This window comes from Sphingomonas sp. NIC1 (genome assembly GCF_001638925.1).
GTDB lineage: Bacteria > Pseudomonadota > Alphaproteobacteria > Sphingomonadales > Sphingomonadaceae > Sphingomonas > Sphingomonas aquatilis.
Map to the genome: position 1 here is coordinate 1,428,665 of NZ_CP015521.1, position 16,783 is coordinate 1,445,447.

General features: G+C 67.7%; 17 protein-coding genes. 6 read left to right on the forward strand and 11 right to left on the reverse strand.

Going from position 1 to position 16,783, the window contains the following annotated elements; genetic code table 11:
• Window positions 1-92: 92 nt before the first annotated feature.
• Complete coding sequence (locus A7E77_RS06880) at window positions 93-1,895, forward strand: DUF885 domain-containing protein (RefSeq protein ID WP_063686834.1); 1,803 nt, start codon at window positions 93-95, stop codon at window positions 1,893-1,895.
• A 4-nt stretch (window positions 1,896-1,899) separates the two neighbouring features.
• Here A7E77_RS06880 and A7E77_RS06885 read toward each other — a convergent pair whose 3' ends face one another.
• The 3 genes from A7E77_RS06885 to A7E77_RS06895 all read right to left on the reverse strand — a co-directional run bounded on the left by A7E77_RS06885 (window position 1,900) and on the right by A7E77_RS06895 (window position 6,397).
• A complete protein-coding gene (locus tag A7E77_RS06885) occupies window positions 1,900-3,090 on the reverse strand; it encodes an alpha/beta hydrolase fold domain-containing protein (protein ID WP_078462242.1) in 1,191 nt (396 codons plus the stop codon).
• A gap of 8 nt (window positions 3,091-3,098) precedes the next feature.
• Window positions 3,099-4,082, reverse strand: a complete 984-nt coding sequence (locus A7E77_RS06890) for an acyltransferase family protein (protein ID WP_063686838.1) — start codon at window positions 4,080-4,082, stop codon at window positions 3,099-3,101.
• A gap of 119 nt (window positions 4,083-4,201) precedes the next feature.
• Window positions 4,202-6,397 carry a transglycosylase domain-containing protein gene (locus A7E77_RS06895; protein ID WP_063686840.1) on the reverse strand — a complete coding sequence of 732 codons (2,196 nt, stop codon included), beginning with the start codon at window positions 6,395-6,397 and terminating at the stop codon, window positions 4,202-4,204.
• Between the two features lie 133 nt (window positions 6,398-6,530).
• On the opposite strand from A7E77_RS06895, the gene A7E77_RS06900 reads away from it, so the two are divergent.
• On the forward strand, window positions 6,531-7,115 hold the full coding sequence (locus A7E77_RS06900) for an NADPH-dependent FMN reductase (protein WP_017980384.1): 585 nt from the start codon (window positions 6,531-6,533) through the stop codon (window positions 7,113-7,115).
• A 6-nt stretch (window positions 7,116-7,121) separates the two neighbouring features.
• Here the strand turns inward: A7E77_RS06900 and A7E77_RS06905 are convergent, their stop codons facing one another.
• From A7E77_RS06905 to A7E77_RS06930, 6 genes are all read right to left on the reverse strand, one after another.
• A complete protein-coding gene (locus tag A7E77_RS06905; RefSeq protein ID WP_043060971.1) occupies window positions 7,122-7,742 on the reverse strand; it encodes a MarC family protein in 621 nt (206 codons plus the stop codon).
• Window positions 7,739-8,605: a bifunctional methylenetetrahydrofolate dehydrogenase/methenyltetrahydrofolate cyclohydrolase FolD gene (gene folD / locus A7E77_RS06910; RefSeq protein ID WP_063686842.1), complete on the reverse strand. Its 867-nt coding sequence runs from the start codon at window positions 8,603-8,605 to the stop codon at window positions 7,739-7,741. The genes A7E77_RS06905 and folD overlap by 4 nt, the downstream gene beginning before the upstream one ends.
• The gene (locus A7E77_RS06915; protein WP_063686844.1) at window positions 8,602-8,904 is read right to left on the reverse strand and encodes a DUF167 domain-containing protein; all 303 of its coding nucleotides are present in this window, start codon (window positions 8,902-8,904) and stop codon (window positions 8,602-8,604) included. The genes folD and A7E77_RS06915 overlap by 4 nt, the downstream gene beginning before the upstream one ends.
• Before the next feature lie 10 nt (window positions 8,905-8,914).
• Window positions 8,915-9,226 carry a YggT family protein gene (locus A7E77_RS06920; protein ID WP_063686846.1) on the reverse strand — a complete coding sequence of 104 codons (312 nt, stop codon included), beginning with the start codon at window positions 9,224-9,226 and terminating at the stop codon, window positions 8,915-8,917.
• A 69-nt stretch (window positions 9,227-9,295) separates the two neighbouring features.
• A complete protein-coding gene (gene argB / locus A7E77_RS06925) occupies window positions 9,296-10,195 on the reverse strand; it encodes an acetylglutamate kinase (RefSeq protein ID WP_043060974.1) in 900 nt (299 codons plus the stop codon).
• A 147-nt stretch (window positions 10,196-10,342) separates the two neighbouring features.
• Window positions 10,343-11,023 carry a queuosine precursor transporter gene (locus A7E77_RS06930; RefSeq protein WP_063689782.1) on the reverse strand — a complete coding sequence of 227 codons (681 nt, stop codon included), beginning with the start codon at window positions 11,021-11,023 and terminating at the stop codon, window positions 10,343-10,345.
• A 373-nt stretch (window positions 11,024-11,396) separates the two neighbouring features.
• Here A7E77_RS06930 and egtB point away from each other — a divergent pair, with 373 nt between their 5' ends.
• Together egtB and egtD are read left to right on the forward strand one after the other, a co-directional pair.
• Window positions 11,397-12,653, forward strand: coding sequence for an ergothioneine biosynthesis protein EgtB (gene egtB / locus A7E77_RS06935; protein ID WP_063686848.1), 1,257 nt, complete (start codon window positions 11,397-11,399; stop codon window positions 12,651-12,653).
• Window positions 12,653-13,630: an L-histidine N(alpha)-methyltransferase gene (gene egtD, locus A7E77_RS06940; protein WP_063686850.1), complete on the forward strand. Its 978-nt coding sequence runs from the start codon at window positions 12,653-12,655 to the stop codon at window positions 13,628-13,630. The genes egtB and egtD overlap by 1 nt, the downstream gene beginning before the upstream one ends.
• A gap of 22 nt (window positions 13,631-13,652) precedes the next feature.
• Here the strand turns inward: egtD and A7E77_RS06945 are convergent, their stop codons facing one another.
• Window positions 13,653-14,720 (reverse strand): DUF1176 domain-containing protein, encoded by a 1,068-nt coding sequence (locus tag A7E77_RS06945; RefSeq protein ID WP_063686852.1) that lies wholly within the window; start codon window positions 14,718-14,720, stop codon window positions 13,653-13,655.
• 11 nt (window positions 14,721-14,731) lie between these two features.
• Window positions 14,732-15,577, reverse strand: a complete 846-nt coding sequence (locus A7E77_RS06950) for a CPBP family intramembrane glutamic endopeptidase (RefSeq protein ID WP_063686854.1) — start codon at window positions 15,575-15,577, stop codon at window positions 14,732-14,734.
• 92 nt (window positions 15,578-15,669) lie between these two features.
• On the opposite strand from A7E77_RS06950, the gene A7E77_RS06955 reads away from it, so the two are divergent.
• Entirely contained in the window at window positions 15,670-16,539 is an 870-nt protein-coding gene (locus A7E77_RS06955; RefSeq protein ID WP_063689785.1) for a 3-hydroxybutyryl-CoA dehydrogenase, read from the forward strand.
• An 11-nt stretch (window positions 16,540-16,550) separates the two neighbouring features.
• Window positions 16,551-16,697, forward strand: coding sequence for a hypothetical protein (locus A7E77_RS17900; RefSeq protein ID WP_017980396.1), 147 nt, complete (start codon window positions 16,551-16,553; stop codon window positions 16,695-16,697).
• The last annotated feature ends 86 nt before the right edge of the window (window positions 16,698-16,783 follow it).

The following is a 16,783-nucleotide window of genomic DNA, read 5'->3' on the forward strand; positions in this document are numbered from 1 at the left end:
CTGCCTTGCGGCGCAACGGGGTACAGCGTCAACCATGGCTATCGCATCCCCGCCCGGCCTTGCTAAGTGCTGCTGCAGAAGGGGATTTATAGATGCGTTTTCTTGCTGCGGCCTTGCTTCTCGCCTCCGTCGCCGCGCCGGCCCTCGGCCAAGCGCTGCCGCCGCCCAACCCGCTGCCTGGCGATGGCGCGGAGGACATGAAGCTCAAGCGCCTGTTTTACGACAGCGACGAACGCGATCTGGCGCTGAACCCGATCAGTGCGATCTTCCGCGGCGACCTGCGCTATGCTGATCGCTTCGGCGATTACATCAGCGATCCCGCGACCGCGCGCGACAAGCGTAACCTCGAATCCGACCTCGCCGCGCTGAAGGCGATCGACCGGTCGAAGCTGACCCGCGTCGACCAGCTCGCCTATGACGTGTTCCGCAATCAGGCGGAGATCAATCTGCGCGGCTATGCTCCCGCGATCCAGGCGGTCGACCGGCTGCTGCCGATGGATCATTTCAGTGGCTTCCAGACCTTCTATCCCGATTTTGCGGGCGGCAAGGGTGCTGCACCGTTCAAGACGGTCACCGATTACGAGAACAATCTGAAGCGGAACGCCGGCTATGCCGCGCTGTACGATCGCGCGATCGCCCGCTTCCGCGAAGGCATGGCGAAAGGCGTCGTCCAGCCGCGGCTGGTCGTCGAGAATATGATCGCGCAGTTCGACGCGCTGATCGCGCAGGGCGTCGAAGGATCGGTGTTCTACGCGCCGGTCACGATGTTCCCCGCCAGCATCTCTGCCGCGGACCGGCAGCGCTTGACCGCGGCCTATGCCGCGCAGGTTCGCGACGTCATCACCCCGGCGCACACGCGCATGCGCGATTTCCTGAAGACCGATTATCTGCCCAAGGCGCGTTCGACCGTCGGCCTGTCGGCCTTGCCCGGCGGCGCGGCGCTCTACGCCTATCGCATCGAGCAGAATACGACGCTGCCGCTACCCGCCGAACAGGTCCACCAATTGGGCCTTAGCGAAGTCGCGCGCATCACACGTGAGATGGAGGCGCAGAAGACCGCTGCGGGCTTCAAGGGCACGCTGCCCGCCTTCTTCGACTATCTCCGCACCGAAAAGCGCTTCCAGCCAACGAGCGCCGAAGCGGTCCGCGAAGGCTTTGAAGCGATCGGCAAGCGCATCGACGCCCGCGTGCGCGAACAGTTCGGCGTGATCCCCAAGACGCCGCTCGAAATCCGGCCGGTGCCCGATTACCGCGCCAAGAGCGGTGCGGCGGGCAGCTATCAGGGCGGCACCCCCGACGGGACGCGGCCGGGCGTCTTCTATTACAACACCTACGACCTGCCGGTCCGCTACACCTGGGGCATGGAGACGCTGTTCCTGCACGAAGCGGTGCCCGGCCATCACTTCCAGATCAGTCTCGCGCAGGAAAATGCCGCGCTGCCCGCCTTCATGCGCTTCGGCGGCAACACCGCCTATGTCGAAGGGTGGGCGCTCTATGCAGAAACGCTGTGGAAGCCGCTGGGCATGGAAACCGACCCCTACCAGCGGATGGGCGGCCTAAACGACGAAATGCTGCGCGCGATGCGCCTCGTCGTCGACACGGGAATCCATGCCAAGGGATGGAGCCGCGAGCAGGCGATCGATTACATGCTGACCCACTCCGCCATGGCAAAAACGGATGCGACCGCCGAGGTCGAACGCTACATCGCCATCCCGGGGCAAGCGCTCGCCTACAAGATCGGCCAGCTCACCATCCTGAAGCTGAAGGCGGAAGCGCAGGCCAAGCAGGGCGCATCGTTCGACCCGCGCGGCTTCCACGCCGCCGTCCTCGACAGCGGCGCGCTGCCGATGCCGGTGCTGGAGGACAAGGTCCGCGCGTGGATGGCGACGAAGTAATGGATCAACGAGCCGGGCCGGGATCATTCTCGGCCAGGAACCGCGTAACGATCTGCCGCACGGTCTGATTGGGAATGCCCTCATAGGCCGCATTGAAGTCGTGGCCGGCATAAGGGAAGACGACCAGCGTGATCCGATTGCCCAATGCCGCGGAACGGGCGGCAAGATCGCGCGCGGAGGCGATCGGCAGGATCGGATCGTTCGCCGCCGCCATGATCAATGTCGGCGGCAGGCCGGGGGTGAGGCGGCGGCGCACGTCGCGCCGCCGATAGCGAGCGGGCACCTCCGCCGGCGACCCGCCGAAATAGGCACGCATCAGCCGCCGCTGCACTTGCTGCATCTCGCCGCCATGGTCCCACGACGCAGCAGGATCGACCAGCGGCACCCGCGCGACGACCGCAGCCACCGGCGGCAGCGCGGCCCCGCAACCGGGCCGTGGTGCCTTGCGGGTATACGCCGCAGCCAGAGCCAGATTGCCGCCCGCCGATGCGCCGTTCAGCGCAAGGCGGCTGGTGTCGACGTGCAGCGCCCCGGCATGGGCGGCAACCCAGGCCATCGCACAGCGCACATCGTCCGCGGCAAGGTTCCAGGTCGGACGTCCGGGCCGTGCGAGCCGATAGTCGACGCTGACGACGGTCCAACCGCGCCCGGCATAATTGCGCATGTTCGCCGCCGCGAGCCGCCGCGTGCCGCCGACGAAACCGCCGCCGTGGATCATGAGGAGCACGGGGCCGGGCCGCGCGGACCGAAGCGCCGCAGGGGGGCGATAGACGTCGAGCGACAGCGGCTCTCCGTCCGGCATATCGTAGACATAGGTCGCATCGGGCGCCGCGGCTTCGCTATAGTCGCGCAGCGATAGCGTGGCGGCAAGGTCGATGCGGGCACCGTGCGACGCCGCAAGCTGCCACAGGCGGCCGATCACGATCGCATTGGCCAGCACGCCGATCAGGGCCGCTGCGATAAGCCAGCCCGCTGCACCGCCTGGCTGCCGTCGGGCAAACAGGCCGATCGCCAGGACGGCAAGGCATCCTATCAGCAGCCAAGACGCCCAGTTCGGCACGATGTCGAATGCATAGATCCGCACCCAGGGCAGCATGGGCAGGATCGCCACCAGCGGCAGCAGCGCACAGGGGACCAACACCAGCCACGCGACCGTCAGCGTTCCGGTACGCAGCAATCGATGTATGACGCTCATGCCGCCCTTTACGACACGGCCGTCACGCGTGTCGCCCCCGCCCGATCGGGCACTGACGCCAATCGATCAGTCAATCCCACGAGTGCCGAGATCCGATGCCATCGCGCCAGGGCCGGGCGGAGCACCGCCAGCGTCATCAGCGTCGGCAGGAGAATCGCCCAGCCTTTGCCGCCTACCGCCAGCCACAACGTGAAGACCAGCGGATGCCACAGATAATAGAACAGGCTGTCCCGCCCGATCGCCGCAAGGGCAGGCACGCGCACGCTGAGGTCGCGGATATTGGGCAGCAGGTACACGAGGGCCAAGCCCCAGATCAGCTCCGCCGCCACCTCCGCGGCGGGATCGGGCGAGGCGTAGAGCGACGCCCACCAGAACGCGCCCAGCGCGCCAAGGGCGATCGCCGCCCGCACCCGCCACGGGTCACGCGGTCGCCGCGCTACCCACAGACCGTAATAGAAGAAGATCGGATAGACGAAGAAGCGCCGGTCGGGCAGCCAGGCCACAGAGGCGCCGACGCCATGCCCGATACCGAAGCCGTACATCGCCGCGACGCTGAGCAGCAGCGCCCAGGCGAGCAGCGTCGCCGGCTCCGCTCGGGTAATCGCCGCGATCGTCATGAACACCAGCATCACCGGCACGAACCACAGGTGGAAGGACGGCTGGAACACCATCAATGGCAGCGCCCAGACGTCGAACCGGCCAGCGAGGAGCAGATAGGCTAGATTTGCGATCAGCCACGGAAGGATGATTCTTGGCCACCAGCGGCGCAGCAAGATCGCCAGCGGCTCTGCTCGCGCCCGCTCCACTCGGAATAGAAAGCCGCACAGTCCCAGAAACAGGGGCATGCGGATGCCCGTACCGATCCATGCGAGAAAGCTGCCCCGCGCGACGAGCTCGGCGCAATGTCCCGCGATGACGCCGATGACGAGCGCTCCGCGAAGCATGTCGATGCTGGCGCGGCGCGCAGACATGCCGATTGCGTCAGTCTCCATGGCGTCTCCCCTCGCTATCGGGAAGTAGATCCAAAGATTGACGTTAAAGTTAAGCAGTTCAAAAGCTTAGACGAAATTTTCACGACCCTCGCAAAACCGAAGCGGCGGCAGTGGTAGGCCTATTCCTCGCCGCCCTCATCACCCCGTGCGCGCGGCTCGCGAGGCTCGCGTGGGGCATCTGGCTCGCGGTCGCGGCCGGGCGTGATGCTGATGCTGCCGTCGCGGCCCATCTTCATCTGCAGGCCCAGGCCGTCGAGCGTTCCCTCGACCTCCGGCCCCGCCTGGTCGATCATGTCGCCGACGGGGTCTTCCGGCCCGACGATCGCTTCGGGATCGCTGGCATTCTCCTCGACCACCACCGGCGCCTGCGGTGGTGCGAGGCCGAGCGCGGAGACCATGAAGTTTCGCCAGATTTGCGCCGGTACGCCGCCGCCGTGCAGGCCAGGATTGGGCGAGCTGTCGTCATTGCCGACCCAGACACCGACGACCAGATCGCCGGCAAAGCCGATAAACCACGCATCGCGGCTTTGTTGCGACGTGCCGGTCTTGCCATAAGCGTCCGTGCTCAGCACCGCCTCGCGTCCCGTACCGCGCAGCGACGACGACAGCAGGTCGAGCATCTTCTCGCGGATGTCGTCGGGCATCTTGGTGGTGCCGCCGGTCAGCGATTCGTACCAGCTCTTGTTGTCGCCCGTTTCTTCCAGCCCGCGCGGGCGCACCGGATATTGGCCGTTGGCGATGGCGGCATAGGCCGCGGTCAGTTCAAGCAACGAGACTTCGGCCGTGCCGAGGCCGATCGTCGCCTCGTTCGGAATCGGCGTCGTGATGCCCAGGTCGCGCGCCGCCTTGATGACGTTGCGCACGCCGACTTCCTGCGTCAGCCGAGCCGCGACCACGTTGGACGAACGCGCGAAGGCGCGGCGCAGCGGGATGGGGCCCAGATAGCGCCCATCGTCGTTCTTCGGCTTCCACCCGGCGATCTCGACCGGCGTATCGTCCGCCATCGTGTCGGGCGTCATGCCCTTCCGCATCGCGGCGAGGTAGACGAACAGTTTGAACGTCGATCCGGGCTGGCGCTGCGCCTGCGTCGCCCGGTTGAACGGGCTCTTGGTGTAATCCTTGCCGCCGACCATCGCGACGACGCGCCCGTCGCGCCGCATCGCGACCAGCGCCACCTGCGCCTGCCGCAGCCCCGCCTGCCGCACGACACGTTCGGCGGTGCGCTGCAATCGGCGGTCGAGCGTCGTCTTCACCGTCGCTTCGGTCTTGATCTCGCCCGCCTGGTCGCGCGCCTGCGGCAGCACCCAGTCGGCGAAATAGGTGCCGCTCGGCAGCGTCGTGGGGCGGCTCGCCAGCACACGCTGCGGCTGGACATCGGCAGCTTCGGCCTTGGTCAGGAAACCCGCATCCGCCATCGCGCGAACGACGACCATCTCGCGCTTGCGCGCACCTTCCAGGTTGCTGGTTGGGGCGAGACGTGACGGCGCCTTGACCAGCCCCGCCAGCATCGCCGCCTGCCCGATATTCATCTTTTCCGGTTCGCGGCCGAAATAATGTTTCGACGCCGCACGCAGGCCATAGACGTTGTCGCCGAAATAGACGTTCGACAGATAACGCGACAGGATTTCGTCCTTCGACAGCCACGCTTCCAACCAGAAGGCGATCATGACCTCGCGGATCTTGCGCGCCGCGGTGCGGTCTGAGTCGAGGAAGGCGTTCTTGGCGAGCTGCTGCGTGATCGTGCTGCCGCCCTCTCTCACCCCGCCCGACCCGACATTGTGGACGAAGGCGCGCAGGATGCCGCGCGGATCGATGCCCCAGTGCGACAGGAAGCGCCGGTCCTCGATCGCCAGGAACGCCTCGGTGACGTGCGGGGGCAGCTTGGCGGCATCGACCGGCTTGTCGATGATCGCTCCCCGCCGGGCGATCGGCGTGCCGTCGTCCGCGGTCAGCGTAATCGATGGCGGCGTCGGCGGTTGCAGCGACTTGCTCAGCGGCGCGGTCACGGCGAGCCAGCCGATCGCGATGACCAGCAGGACGATGCCCGCGGCGATACCGCGCAAAATCCAGCGGCCGATATGGCGAGGCCGACGCGGCGGCGGCTCTGCCGTGGCGTCCTGTTCGGAATCGAGGAAGGCGTCGAACCGCCCGGCGTACCGATCCTCGTCCGGCGCCCGCGCCTCGTCGCGGCGCCAACGCGGTGCCGATTCGAAGCGATCCTCCCCGTCGTCGAGGTCGTAGCGCTGGCCGATGCTGCCGCGGCGGTTGGTATCGATCGGTTCGTGACGCATCGGCTCGTCCCAGCGGTCAGCCATGACGTGTATTACTATCCTATAACAGCACGCGCAAGGGCCGGACGCTGTGGGGGAGGTGTAGGCCCATTTACCCTTTTGCAGGCGCGAACGCCAGCGGCTGGCGCAGGCCCGCGGGGAGCGCTATCGCGGGGCCATGACCCAGCAGCCCTCCTCACCCCCGCTCGTCGTCGGTATCGGCGGCACGATCGGCGGAGTCTCCTCGACCGAGCGCGCGTTGCGCATTGCGCTCGACGCGGCGGAACGCGAGGGCTTCGCGACGCGGATGTTCGGTGGCGCCGATATGGCGCGCCTGCCGCTCTACGATCCGCGCGCGACGAGCCGGACGGAGGACGAACAGGCGTTCGTCGCCGCGGTGCGCGGCGCATCGGCGGTCATCATCGCCAGCCCCGGCTATCACGGCAGCATCTCTGGCGTGGTCAAGAACGCGCTCGATCTGCTGGAAGAAACCGCGCGCGACGAACGCCCCTATCTCGCCGACCTGCCCGTGGGGCTGATCGCCACCGCTTATGGCTGGCAGGCGACGGGATCGACGATTGCGGCGCTGCGCTCGATCGTCCACGCCCTGCGCGGCTGGCCGACGCCCTTTGCCGCGGCGATCAACACGCAGATCACCAAATTCGACGACGAAGGTGGAGCGAGCGATCCCGCCGTCTACGATCAACTGTGCCTGATCGGTCGGCAGGTCGCGCGCTTCGCACCGCTGGTAGCGCCGCGATAAAGTCGATCAGCGCAGGCTGACCTGCAACCCGTCCATCACGAACTGCACCGCCAGCGCCGCCAAGAGCACACCGAGCAGGCGCGTGATCACCGCCTCGATCCGCGTGCCGAGCAGCCGCATCAGCGGCCCCGCGGCGAGCAGCGCGACCAGCGTAAGCAGCAGGATCGTCACCATCGCGGCCAGCACGACCAGCGTCGCTTCCAGCCCGTTCGTGCGCGCCATCAGCAGCATCACGGTCGCGATCGATCCCGGCCCGGCGATCATCGGCATCGCCATCGGGAAGATCGACACGTCTTCTACTTCCGGATCAGCGGCGACCTCCGCGGCGCGATCCTCGCGGCGCTGCGTGCGCTTCTCGAACACCATTTCAAGTGCGATCAGGAACAGCATGATGCCGCCCGCGATGCGAAAGCTCGCCAGGCTGATGCCCAGGCCATGGAGCAGTTTCTCTCCGAACAGCGCGAAGACGAACAGGATCGCGCTTGCCACGCCAACCGCGCGTATGGCCATGCTGCGGCGTTGCAGCGGCGACGCGCCCGACGACAGGCCGGCATAGATGGGGGCGCACCCCGGCGGGTCGATCACCACGAAGAAGGTGATGAGCGACGAGACGAACAGCTCGATCACGATGCGACGCTCACGCCCTCGCGGCGGCAGGCGGATATGTACGTGTTGCGGATCAGACAGGCGATCGTCATGGGCCCGACGCCGCCGGGGACGGGCGTGATGGCGCCAGCCACGTCCTTGGCGGCGGCGAAATCGACGTCGCCGACCAGCCCCGTCTCGGTCCGGTTGATGCCCACGTCGATCACCGTCGCGCCCGGCTTGATCCAGTCGCCCTTGATGAAATGGGGGATGCCCACCGCCGCGACGACGATATCGGCGGCCCGGCAATGCGCCGCGACATCGCGCGTGCGGCTGTGGACGACCGTGACGGTGCAGCTCTGCTGCAACAACAGCTGCGCCATCGGCTTGCCGACGATGTTCGACCGACCGACGACCACCGCCTCCATGCCCGACAGGCTGGGATGGATGTCGCGCAGCAGCATCAGACAGCCCAGCGGCGTGCAGGGCACGAACCCTTCCGCCCCGATCGCGAGGCGTCCCGCATTGACCGGGTGGAAACCATCGACGTCCTTGTCCGGATCGATCGCGAGCAGCACCGCTTCGGCATCGATATGCTTCGGCAGGGGCAGCTGAACGAGGATGCCGTCGACCGTCGGATCGACATTCAGCCGCCGTACCAGAGCCAATAGAGCATCCGCATCCGTGTCCGCGGGCAGGCGATGCTCGAAGCTCTCCATCCCGGCCTCACGCGTCGCTTTGCCCTTGGAACGGACATAGACCGACGACGCCGGATCCTCGCCGACCAGGACGACGGCTAGGCCGGGCGCCCGGCCGGTCGCGTCGCGGAAGGCGGCGACATGCGCGGCGGTGCGGGTACGGAGCGCAAGGGCGTGCGCCTTGCCGTCGATGATCGTGGCGGTCATGGCGCCACGTCATAGAGGGCGGCAGCGGTTTTCGCCAGCACGGCCGCGTCCCCCGCAACATGCAGCCGCTTCAATCGCGCGGTGTCTCCGCCGATAAGCACGACCGCGCGCTTCGGAACGCCGAACCGGTCCGCCACCAGCGCAAGAAGCGCCGCATTCGCCTTGCCGTCGACCGGTGCGGCGGCCAGTCGCGCGGCAAAATGATCTTCGGTGCCAGCCAGTAAGGCATCGCGCCCGCTACGGGGTGTCACTCGAACGGCAAGGACGATGCCATCGTCGCGCACCGTCCAGGCGGGCATCCGCGGCGCCTCAGGCCGCGCCGTTGGTCAGGATCGCAGCGGCGATGTTGGGGAGGAGGACGGAGTCTAGGATGCGGATGATGATTAGCACCGCGAGCGGCGCCAGATCGATTCCATTTATGTTGGGCAGAACGCGGCGGAGCGGGCGGTAGAGCGGCTCCGTCAGCGAATCGAGCCCGTAGTGGAGCGAGCGCACGAAATTGTTCGACGTGTTGATGACGTTGAAGACGATCAGCAGCGACAGCACGAACTGGACCATGATGATCCACCACAGCACGTCGAGCAGGATCGAAATGATCTGAATCAGGGAAAGCGCGACCACGCCTGGGCTCCGGATTATGGGTAGAGGCCGGACCTAGCGATTAAACCCGGCGCGGCCAAGCGCTGTCGGTCAGGCGTGGACCAACGTCCCCGCGCCCGCCGAGGTGAAGATTTCGAGAAGCATCGCATGCGGCACCCGCCCGTCGAGGATCACCGCGGCGTCCACCCCCGCCTCGACCGCGGCGACGCAGGTATCCACCTTGGGAATCATGCCGCCCGAGATCGTGCCGTCCGCCTTCAGCGCCGCGATGCCCGCGGGGTCGAGGTCGGTCAGAAGCACCTTGTCCTTGTCCAGCACGCCCGCGACGTCGGTGAGCAGGAAGAAGCGCGAGGCACCCAGCGCCGCGGCGATCGCCCCCGCCATCGTATCGGCGTTGATATTGTAGGTATGCCCGTCCGCACCCAAGGCGATCGGCGCGACGACGGGGATGATGCCGCTGGCCGACAGCGTATCGATGATCGTGCGGTCGACCGCCACCGGCTCGCCGACGAAGCCCAGATCGACGTGGCGTTCGATCCCCTGCAACGTATCGGGGGTGTCGCGGCCGACCTTCATCGCGGTGACGAGGTTCGCGTCCTTGCCCGAAATGCCGACCGCGCGACCGCCCGCCTGCCCGATCCAGGCGACGATTTCCTTGTTGATCGATCCCGCCAGTACCATTTCGGCGATGCGCGCGGTTTCGGCGTCGGTGACGCGCAGGCCGTCGATGAAGCGCGATTCGACGCCCAAACGCTTCAGCATCGCGCCAATCTGCGGCCCGCCGCCGTGAACGACGACGGGATTGATGCCGACCGCCTTCAACAACACGACGTCTTCGGCGAAATCGCGCGCCAGTTCCGGATCGCCCATCGCATGGCCGCCGTATTTCACGACGAAGGTCTGACCGGCATAGCGCTGCAGATAGGGCAGAGCCTCGGTCAGCGTTTCGGCCTTGGCGAGCAGGGCAGCGGTGGCGGCGGAGTCGGTCATGCGGCGGCCTTTAGCGGTCCGAGGGCGGTCCTCATAGTCCTCCGCCGCGCGACAGAGGCGCGGCGAGTCATAACAGGCGACGTCGCTGACCGCCCCCTCCGTCAGCTTCGCTGCCACCTCCCCCTGGCGGGGGAGGACTTGGGGAACTTAGGCCTGGCGGTCGAGCCGCTTGCCGAGGCCGACGAACACGTAGATCAGCGGCGGCACGAGCAGCGCCGAGAGCACGACCTTGACGATCATCTGCCCGGCCAGCAGCTCGCCGATCGGGAAGACGCCGGCGAAGGCGATGGTGACGAACAGCAACGTATCGACGATCTGGCTGAGCATGCTGGCGATGCCGGCACGCAGCCAAAGGAGGCCGCCGCCCTCGCGCCCCTTCAACGCCGCGAAGATCGTGACGTTCAGCGTCTGCGAGATGCCATAGGCGACGATCCCGCCCAGCCAGATGCGCCACGTGCCGCCGAGCACGAGCTGGATCGCATCGCGATTGGCCGGCTGCATTTCGGGCGCGGCGGGCAGTGCATGGACGATGAACGACAGCAGGATTGAGACGATCAGCGGCACGAAGCCGATCTGCACCAGCCGGTTGGCGATGCTGCGCCCGTGCAGTTCGGCCATTGCGCTAGAGGTGACGACGAGCAGCAGGAAGGCGAAGATTCCCGCTTCGACCGCCAGCGGCCCCAGCCCGACCAGCGGGCCCAGCGCGGACAACGGCCCCAGCGCCACCTGCTTGTTGCCGAGCACGCCCGCGATGCAGACCATGCCGCCGTAGAAGATCGAAAAGGCGAAGAGCGAGCGCGGGATCGGCGCGGCGTGGGTGTCGTCCATCGCGCGGACCCTATCGGCTTTGGCGCGCGCGTCAAAGGGATTGGCGCGTGTGACGGGTTCGGCGGCCTTTGCTTTCAAGAGGCTGGGGGCAATCGCCGTGCGATGGGGCGGGCTAGGCTTCTTCCGGCGGGGATGGCGCTGTGGCAGGGGCGACGGCGGCGGCGGACAGGAGCCGAAGCGCTTTCCTGACCTCCCCCTCCGTCATGCCTGCCGCATGCCACCTCCCCCTGGCGGGGGAGGACTTAGCATCGCTCCGGATATCGATCGGGACGAATCCACTTTATCATCGGCTCGGCGCAACCCTTTGAGCTGTCGTGCGCTTCAGCATCTTGCGCGCGCGTGAAGGACGCGCCTTGCGCAGGAGGGGCCGGCCATGTTGAAGATCGCACCCGGCAACGACGCCGCCCTTGCCGCACGTTATGATCGGGTTCGCGCCCTCACCGTCGCGTTGACCGCGCCGCTCTCCGACGCCGATGCCAGCGTTCAGTCGATGCCCGATGCGTCGCCGGCCAAATGGCATCTCGCGCATACGACCTGGTTCTTCGAAACCTTCGTGCTGCGCGATCATGTGGACGGCTATGTGCTGCATGACGAACGCTTCCCGTTCCTGTTCAACAGCTATTACGAGGCGGAGGGCCGCCGCCATGCGCGCGACCGCCGCGGCATGATCACCCGGCCGACGCTGGACGAGGTGCTGGCCTATCGCGCCTATGTCGATGCGGCGCTGCTGTCGGCATTGCCCGACCTGCCCGATGCCGCGTGCGAGCTGGTAGCGCTGGGCTGTCATCACGAAGAGCAGCATCAGGAACTGCTCGTCACCGATATCCTGCACCTGTTCGGTGAAAATCCGCTGGAGCCCGCGCTGTGGCCCGCCCCGCCCAAGGTGCCGGTTGCGATGCCCGGGCCGATCCGCTGGATCGAGCGGGATGCGGAAATCGTCCGTGTCGGGCACGATGGCGACGGTTTCGCCTTCGATTGCGAGGGGCCGCGGCACGATGCGTTGCTCGCCCGCCATGCGATCGCCGACCGCACGGTCACCAATGGCGAATGGGCGGCGTTCATCGCCGATGGCGGCTATGCGGACGCGCGACACTGGCTCGCCGACGGTTGGGCATGGGTGAAGGCGAACGGCATCGCCGCGCCACTCTACTGGGAACGGCAGGACGGCGTGTGGACGCGCTTCGGCCTGGACGGGCGCCGACCGATCGATCCCGCCGCGCCGGTGACGCACGTCAGCCTGTATGAAGCGGACGCCTATGCCGCCTGGGCCGGCGCGCGCCTGCCGACCGAGTTCGAATGGGAGGCCGCTGCGCAAGCGGCCGACGCGGCCGGCGGCAACCAGATGGACGCCGCCGGCCCGGTCGAGCCGCGCCCCGCCGCCCCCGGCGATCCCGCCTTTTTCGGCGACGTGTGGGAATGGACGGGCAGCGCCTATCGCCCCTACCCCGGCTTTCGCACCGTCGACGGCGCGGTCGGCGAATACAATGGCAAGTTCATGAGCGGGCAGTTCGTGCTGCGCGGCGGCAGCTGCGCCACGCCCCGCGGCCATGCCCGCCCCTGCTATCGCAATTTCTTCTACCCCCACCAGCGCTGGCAATTCACCGGCGTCCGGCTCGCCAAGGATATCTGATGCTCAAGCCCGAAATCGAGGACGGTCAGGCGAGCCTCGCCGATCCGCAATTCCGTGCCGACGTGCTGTCGGGGCTCGAGCGGCGCCCGCGCGCGATCCCCGCGCGCTGGTTCTACGATCGCCGCGGATCGGAGCTGTTCGAGGATATCACCGTGCTGCCGGAATATTATCCGACGCGCACCGAAACCGCGATCCTGGAAGAGATCTGCCCCGAGGTGACCGAGGTCGTCGGCCGCGGCCGCGCGGTGGTGGAGTTCGGATCGGGATCGTCGACCAAGACGCCGCTGCTGCTGCGCTGTGCCGCGCCGTCCGCTTATGTGCCGATCGACATTTCGGGCGATTTCCTGCGCGAATCGTCGCGCGTGCTCAGCGAGGCTTTCCCCGACCTGACCGTGCTGCCGTTCGAGGCGGACTTCATGCGGCCGCTGACGCTGCCGGCCGAGGTGGCGGACACGCCGAAGCTCGGTTTCTTCCCCGGCTCGACGATCGGCAACATGATCCCGCTGATGGCGGTCGACCTATTGCGCGCGATGCGCGCGTCGCTGGGCGAAGGCGCGATGCTGCTGATCGGCATGGACCGGATCAAGGACGAAAGCACGCTGGTCGCCGCCTATGACGATTCGGCGGGCGTGACGGCGGCGTTTAACCTGAACCTGCTGGACCGGATCAATCGCGAGCTCGACGGCACGATCCCGGTCGACGCCTTCGCGCACGAAGCGCGCTGGAACGACGACCGGGCGCGGATCGAGATGCATCTGGTGGCGCAGCGCGACGTCGCCTTCACCATCGAAGGGCGCCCCTTCACCATCGGTGCGGGTGAGAGCATCCACACCGAGAACAGCCACAAATACGCCTCGCGCGATGCGCGTATCCTGCTGCGTTCGGGCGGGTGGACGCCGATCCGCGAATGGACCGACCCCAAGGGGCTGTTCGGCCTTTACCTCGCCGAAGCGCAGCCGGAGCGGCCGGCGCCATAAGCGCGCCAGCCGCCCCACGGCGTCACGGCCGCATCGTCGCGCGCCATGTCGCGATATATTCGGTATTGCCGCGGCATTCGCTCATCTCGTCCTGCGACACCAGACGATAGCGGCTGCCGTCCCACGCGAAGGTCTGCCCCACACCGCAATCCCCCAAGCCACGGCCCTTGGCGTAACTGGTCAGGACGTTGCGGTCGAAATCGCCATTGACGACGCTGTGGACCGGGGTCTGCGAATCCGCGCCGGTCGCGTCGAAGCCGGCGGGCGCGTCGATCTGCGCCGGGCGGACGTCGGTGCCGCGGACGACGAACAGCGCGCCGATGACGTTATACGCCCCCGCCGAACAGGGCTGGACCACCAGCAGGCGACCGTCCGGCGTCCTGGCGACCGAGGGGGTCGAGTCCATCCCTTCGGACAGGTCGCACCGGCCGATCCGCTTCATCGTCGCGACGACGGATGCTGACAGCTTGGCGGTATAGGGCGTCAGCCGCTGTGCGGCGACGATCGGCAGCGCCGGTGCGGGCGGCACGCTCGCTGCGGACTTGGCGCCCTTTGCGACGGTGGCCGTCACGGTCCCGGCGCGCCCCTGAATCGCGTCGATGTAGCGCAACGCGGCCGAGGCGCCCTTCAGCGAGATCGTGCCGCCGGGCACCTTGAAAACCCGACCGTTCGCCATCGCGGCGGCAAGGGCATTCGCGTCGCTGCCCAGATCACGACCATCGACGGTGAAACGGGCCGCGGGCGTGCGCCCCGACGCATCGGTCACGCCCTCCCCCGACATCGCATGATAGCGACCCTGCGGGCCCGGGTCTCGCGTGAGGTTGAGCGTCGCGCCCGCGCCCGCGCCATCGTCGGGCAGCAGCGACGCCATGGTGCATACCAGCCCATTGTCGCAGCCGACCTGCCAGTCGCCGAACGTCTTCAGCACGCCGGGTTTCGGCGTGACCGGCGCATCCGTCTTCGCCGTCGCGGGCGCACGTGCCGCCGTGCGGGGGGTGGCCTCCGGCGTCCGGGTTGGCGTCGCGTCGGCCTGCGGCTGGCTGGAGCAGGCGGCGAGCATCAGGGCGGCGAGGGCGACATGGCGGGTCATGATGGTCCTACTCAGCGAACGGGTTCCCGGTTCCAACGCCGCAACGCCGCGCGCAGCACCACGACGAAGATGACGAAGCCGACGATCACCGCGGGCAGCGACGCTTCGGGTCCGAAGGCGCCGCCGCTCAGCCAGTCGGGGCTGCCCCGTACGGGCGCGCTGACGAACAGGCTGCCCGTGTCGGTGCCGCCCGACACGCGCGCGCCGAACACCGGCCCCTGGACGAAATTCCACGCGGCATGCACCCCCACCGCCATCCAGATGCGCCCGGTGACGAGGTAGAAGGCGGCGAGCATCAGCCCCGCCTCCACCGCGATCGCCAGCGCGGCGACCAGCGTCGCATTGGGGTTGGCGAGGTGCATCGCCCCGAACAGCAGCGCCGAGATCGCCAGCGCCGGCCACAGGCCGCCCGCGCGCATCAGCAGGCGGAACACGACGAGGCGCAGCAGCAATTCCTCGGCGAACCCGGTGCGCAGCGCCCAGACGATGTCGGTCGGCCAGTCGCCCCATTGGCCGGGCGCGAGCGTATAGACGCCGAGCAAGCGCAGGCTGGTGAAGACCAGCGCGAACATCCCCGCCCCGATCGCGAGGCCGGCGAGCAGTTCGGGCAGCAGCGGCCGGGCGGCGATCTCCACCGGCGCGCGCCGCTCGCCGTAGCGGACCGCCAGCGCATAAACCGCATAGGCGACCAGCACCGACCCGATCCGCACGGCATCGCGATAGGCGGGCGCCGCATGCAGCCAGCCGGGGAAGAGCAGAACGCTCATCACCGCGAACAGCGCGACCATCCAGCCGAGCGCCGCCAGCCACCGCCATCGGCCCGGCCGCAACAGCCCGCTATCCCCCAATATGATCATGCCCCTCTCCTCTGTGCGCGCGAGCCTATCCGGCTGGCAGGCGGCGGGAAAGCGGCTATGGCGAACGGCAAAGCGATCGATGGAGAGACATGATGCAGGCAGTGGGTGTGATCGGTGCGGGCCAGATGGGCGCCGGCATCGCGCAGGTGAGCGCGGCCGCGGGCTATCGCGTGATCCTGTCCGACGTGTCGGTCGAGCGCGCCGAGGCGGGCAAGGCGGGGATCGCCAAGCTGCTCGCCCGTGCGGTCGAGAAGGAGAAGATCGACGCCGCGACGCGCGATGCCACGCTCGCCCGGATCGAACCGGTGGGCGACGTCGCCGCCATGGCGCCTTGCGGCCTCGTCATCGAGGCGGCGACCGAGCGCGAGGAGATCAAGCGGGCGATCTTCGGCAATGTCGGCAAGGTGCTCAGGCCGGACGCGATCCTCGCGTCCAACACCTCCTCGATCCCGATTACCCGCCTCGCCCAGGCGACGCCCGATCCGGCGCGGTTCATCGGCGTACATTTCTTCAATCCGGTGCCGGTGATGGGCCTGATCGAGGTGATCCGCGGGCTTGCGACGTCGGACGCCACCGTCGGCGTCATCGAGGATTACGCCGAGCGGCTGGGCAAGGCGGTGGTCCGCGCCAACGACGCGCCGGGCTTCATCGTCAACCGCGTGCTGATGCCGATGATCAACGAGGCGATCTTTGCGCTCGGCGAGGGTGTCGCGACGATCCGCGACATCGACCTTGCCTGCCAATTGGGGCTCAACCATCCGATGGGGCCGCTGACGCTGGCCGACTTCATCGGCCTCGACACCTGCCTGGAGATCACCCGCGTGTTGTTCGAGGGCACCGGCGACCCCAAGTTTCGGCCGGCGCCGCTGCTGGTGAAGTATGTCGAGGCCGGCTGGTACGGCCGCAAGACCGGCCGCGGCTTCTACGATTACAGCGGCCCGCAACCCGAGCCGACGCGCTGAGGAGACTGGCCATGAGCCTGGACGACACGATCGTCGACACGCCCGAAGGTCCGATGACCTTCAAGGAATGGAAGAAGAAGAACCCGGTGCAGCTGCCTTCGCGCCGGACCAAGGGCAAGGATTTGCCCAACAAGGTGAAGACCCGGACGGGGGAGTGACCTTCAAGTCCTCCCCCGCCAGGGGGAGGTGGGAGCGAAGCTGACGGAGGGGGAGGACGGCGGCGTCCTGCGCCGCGAACGACGCC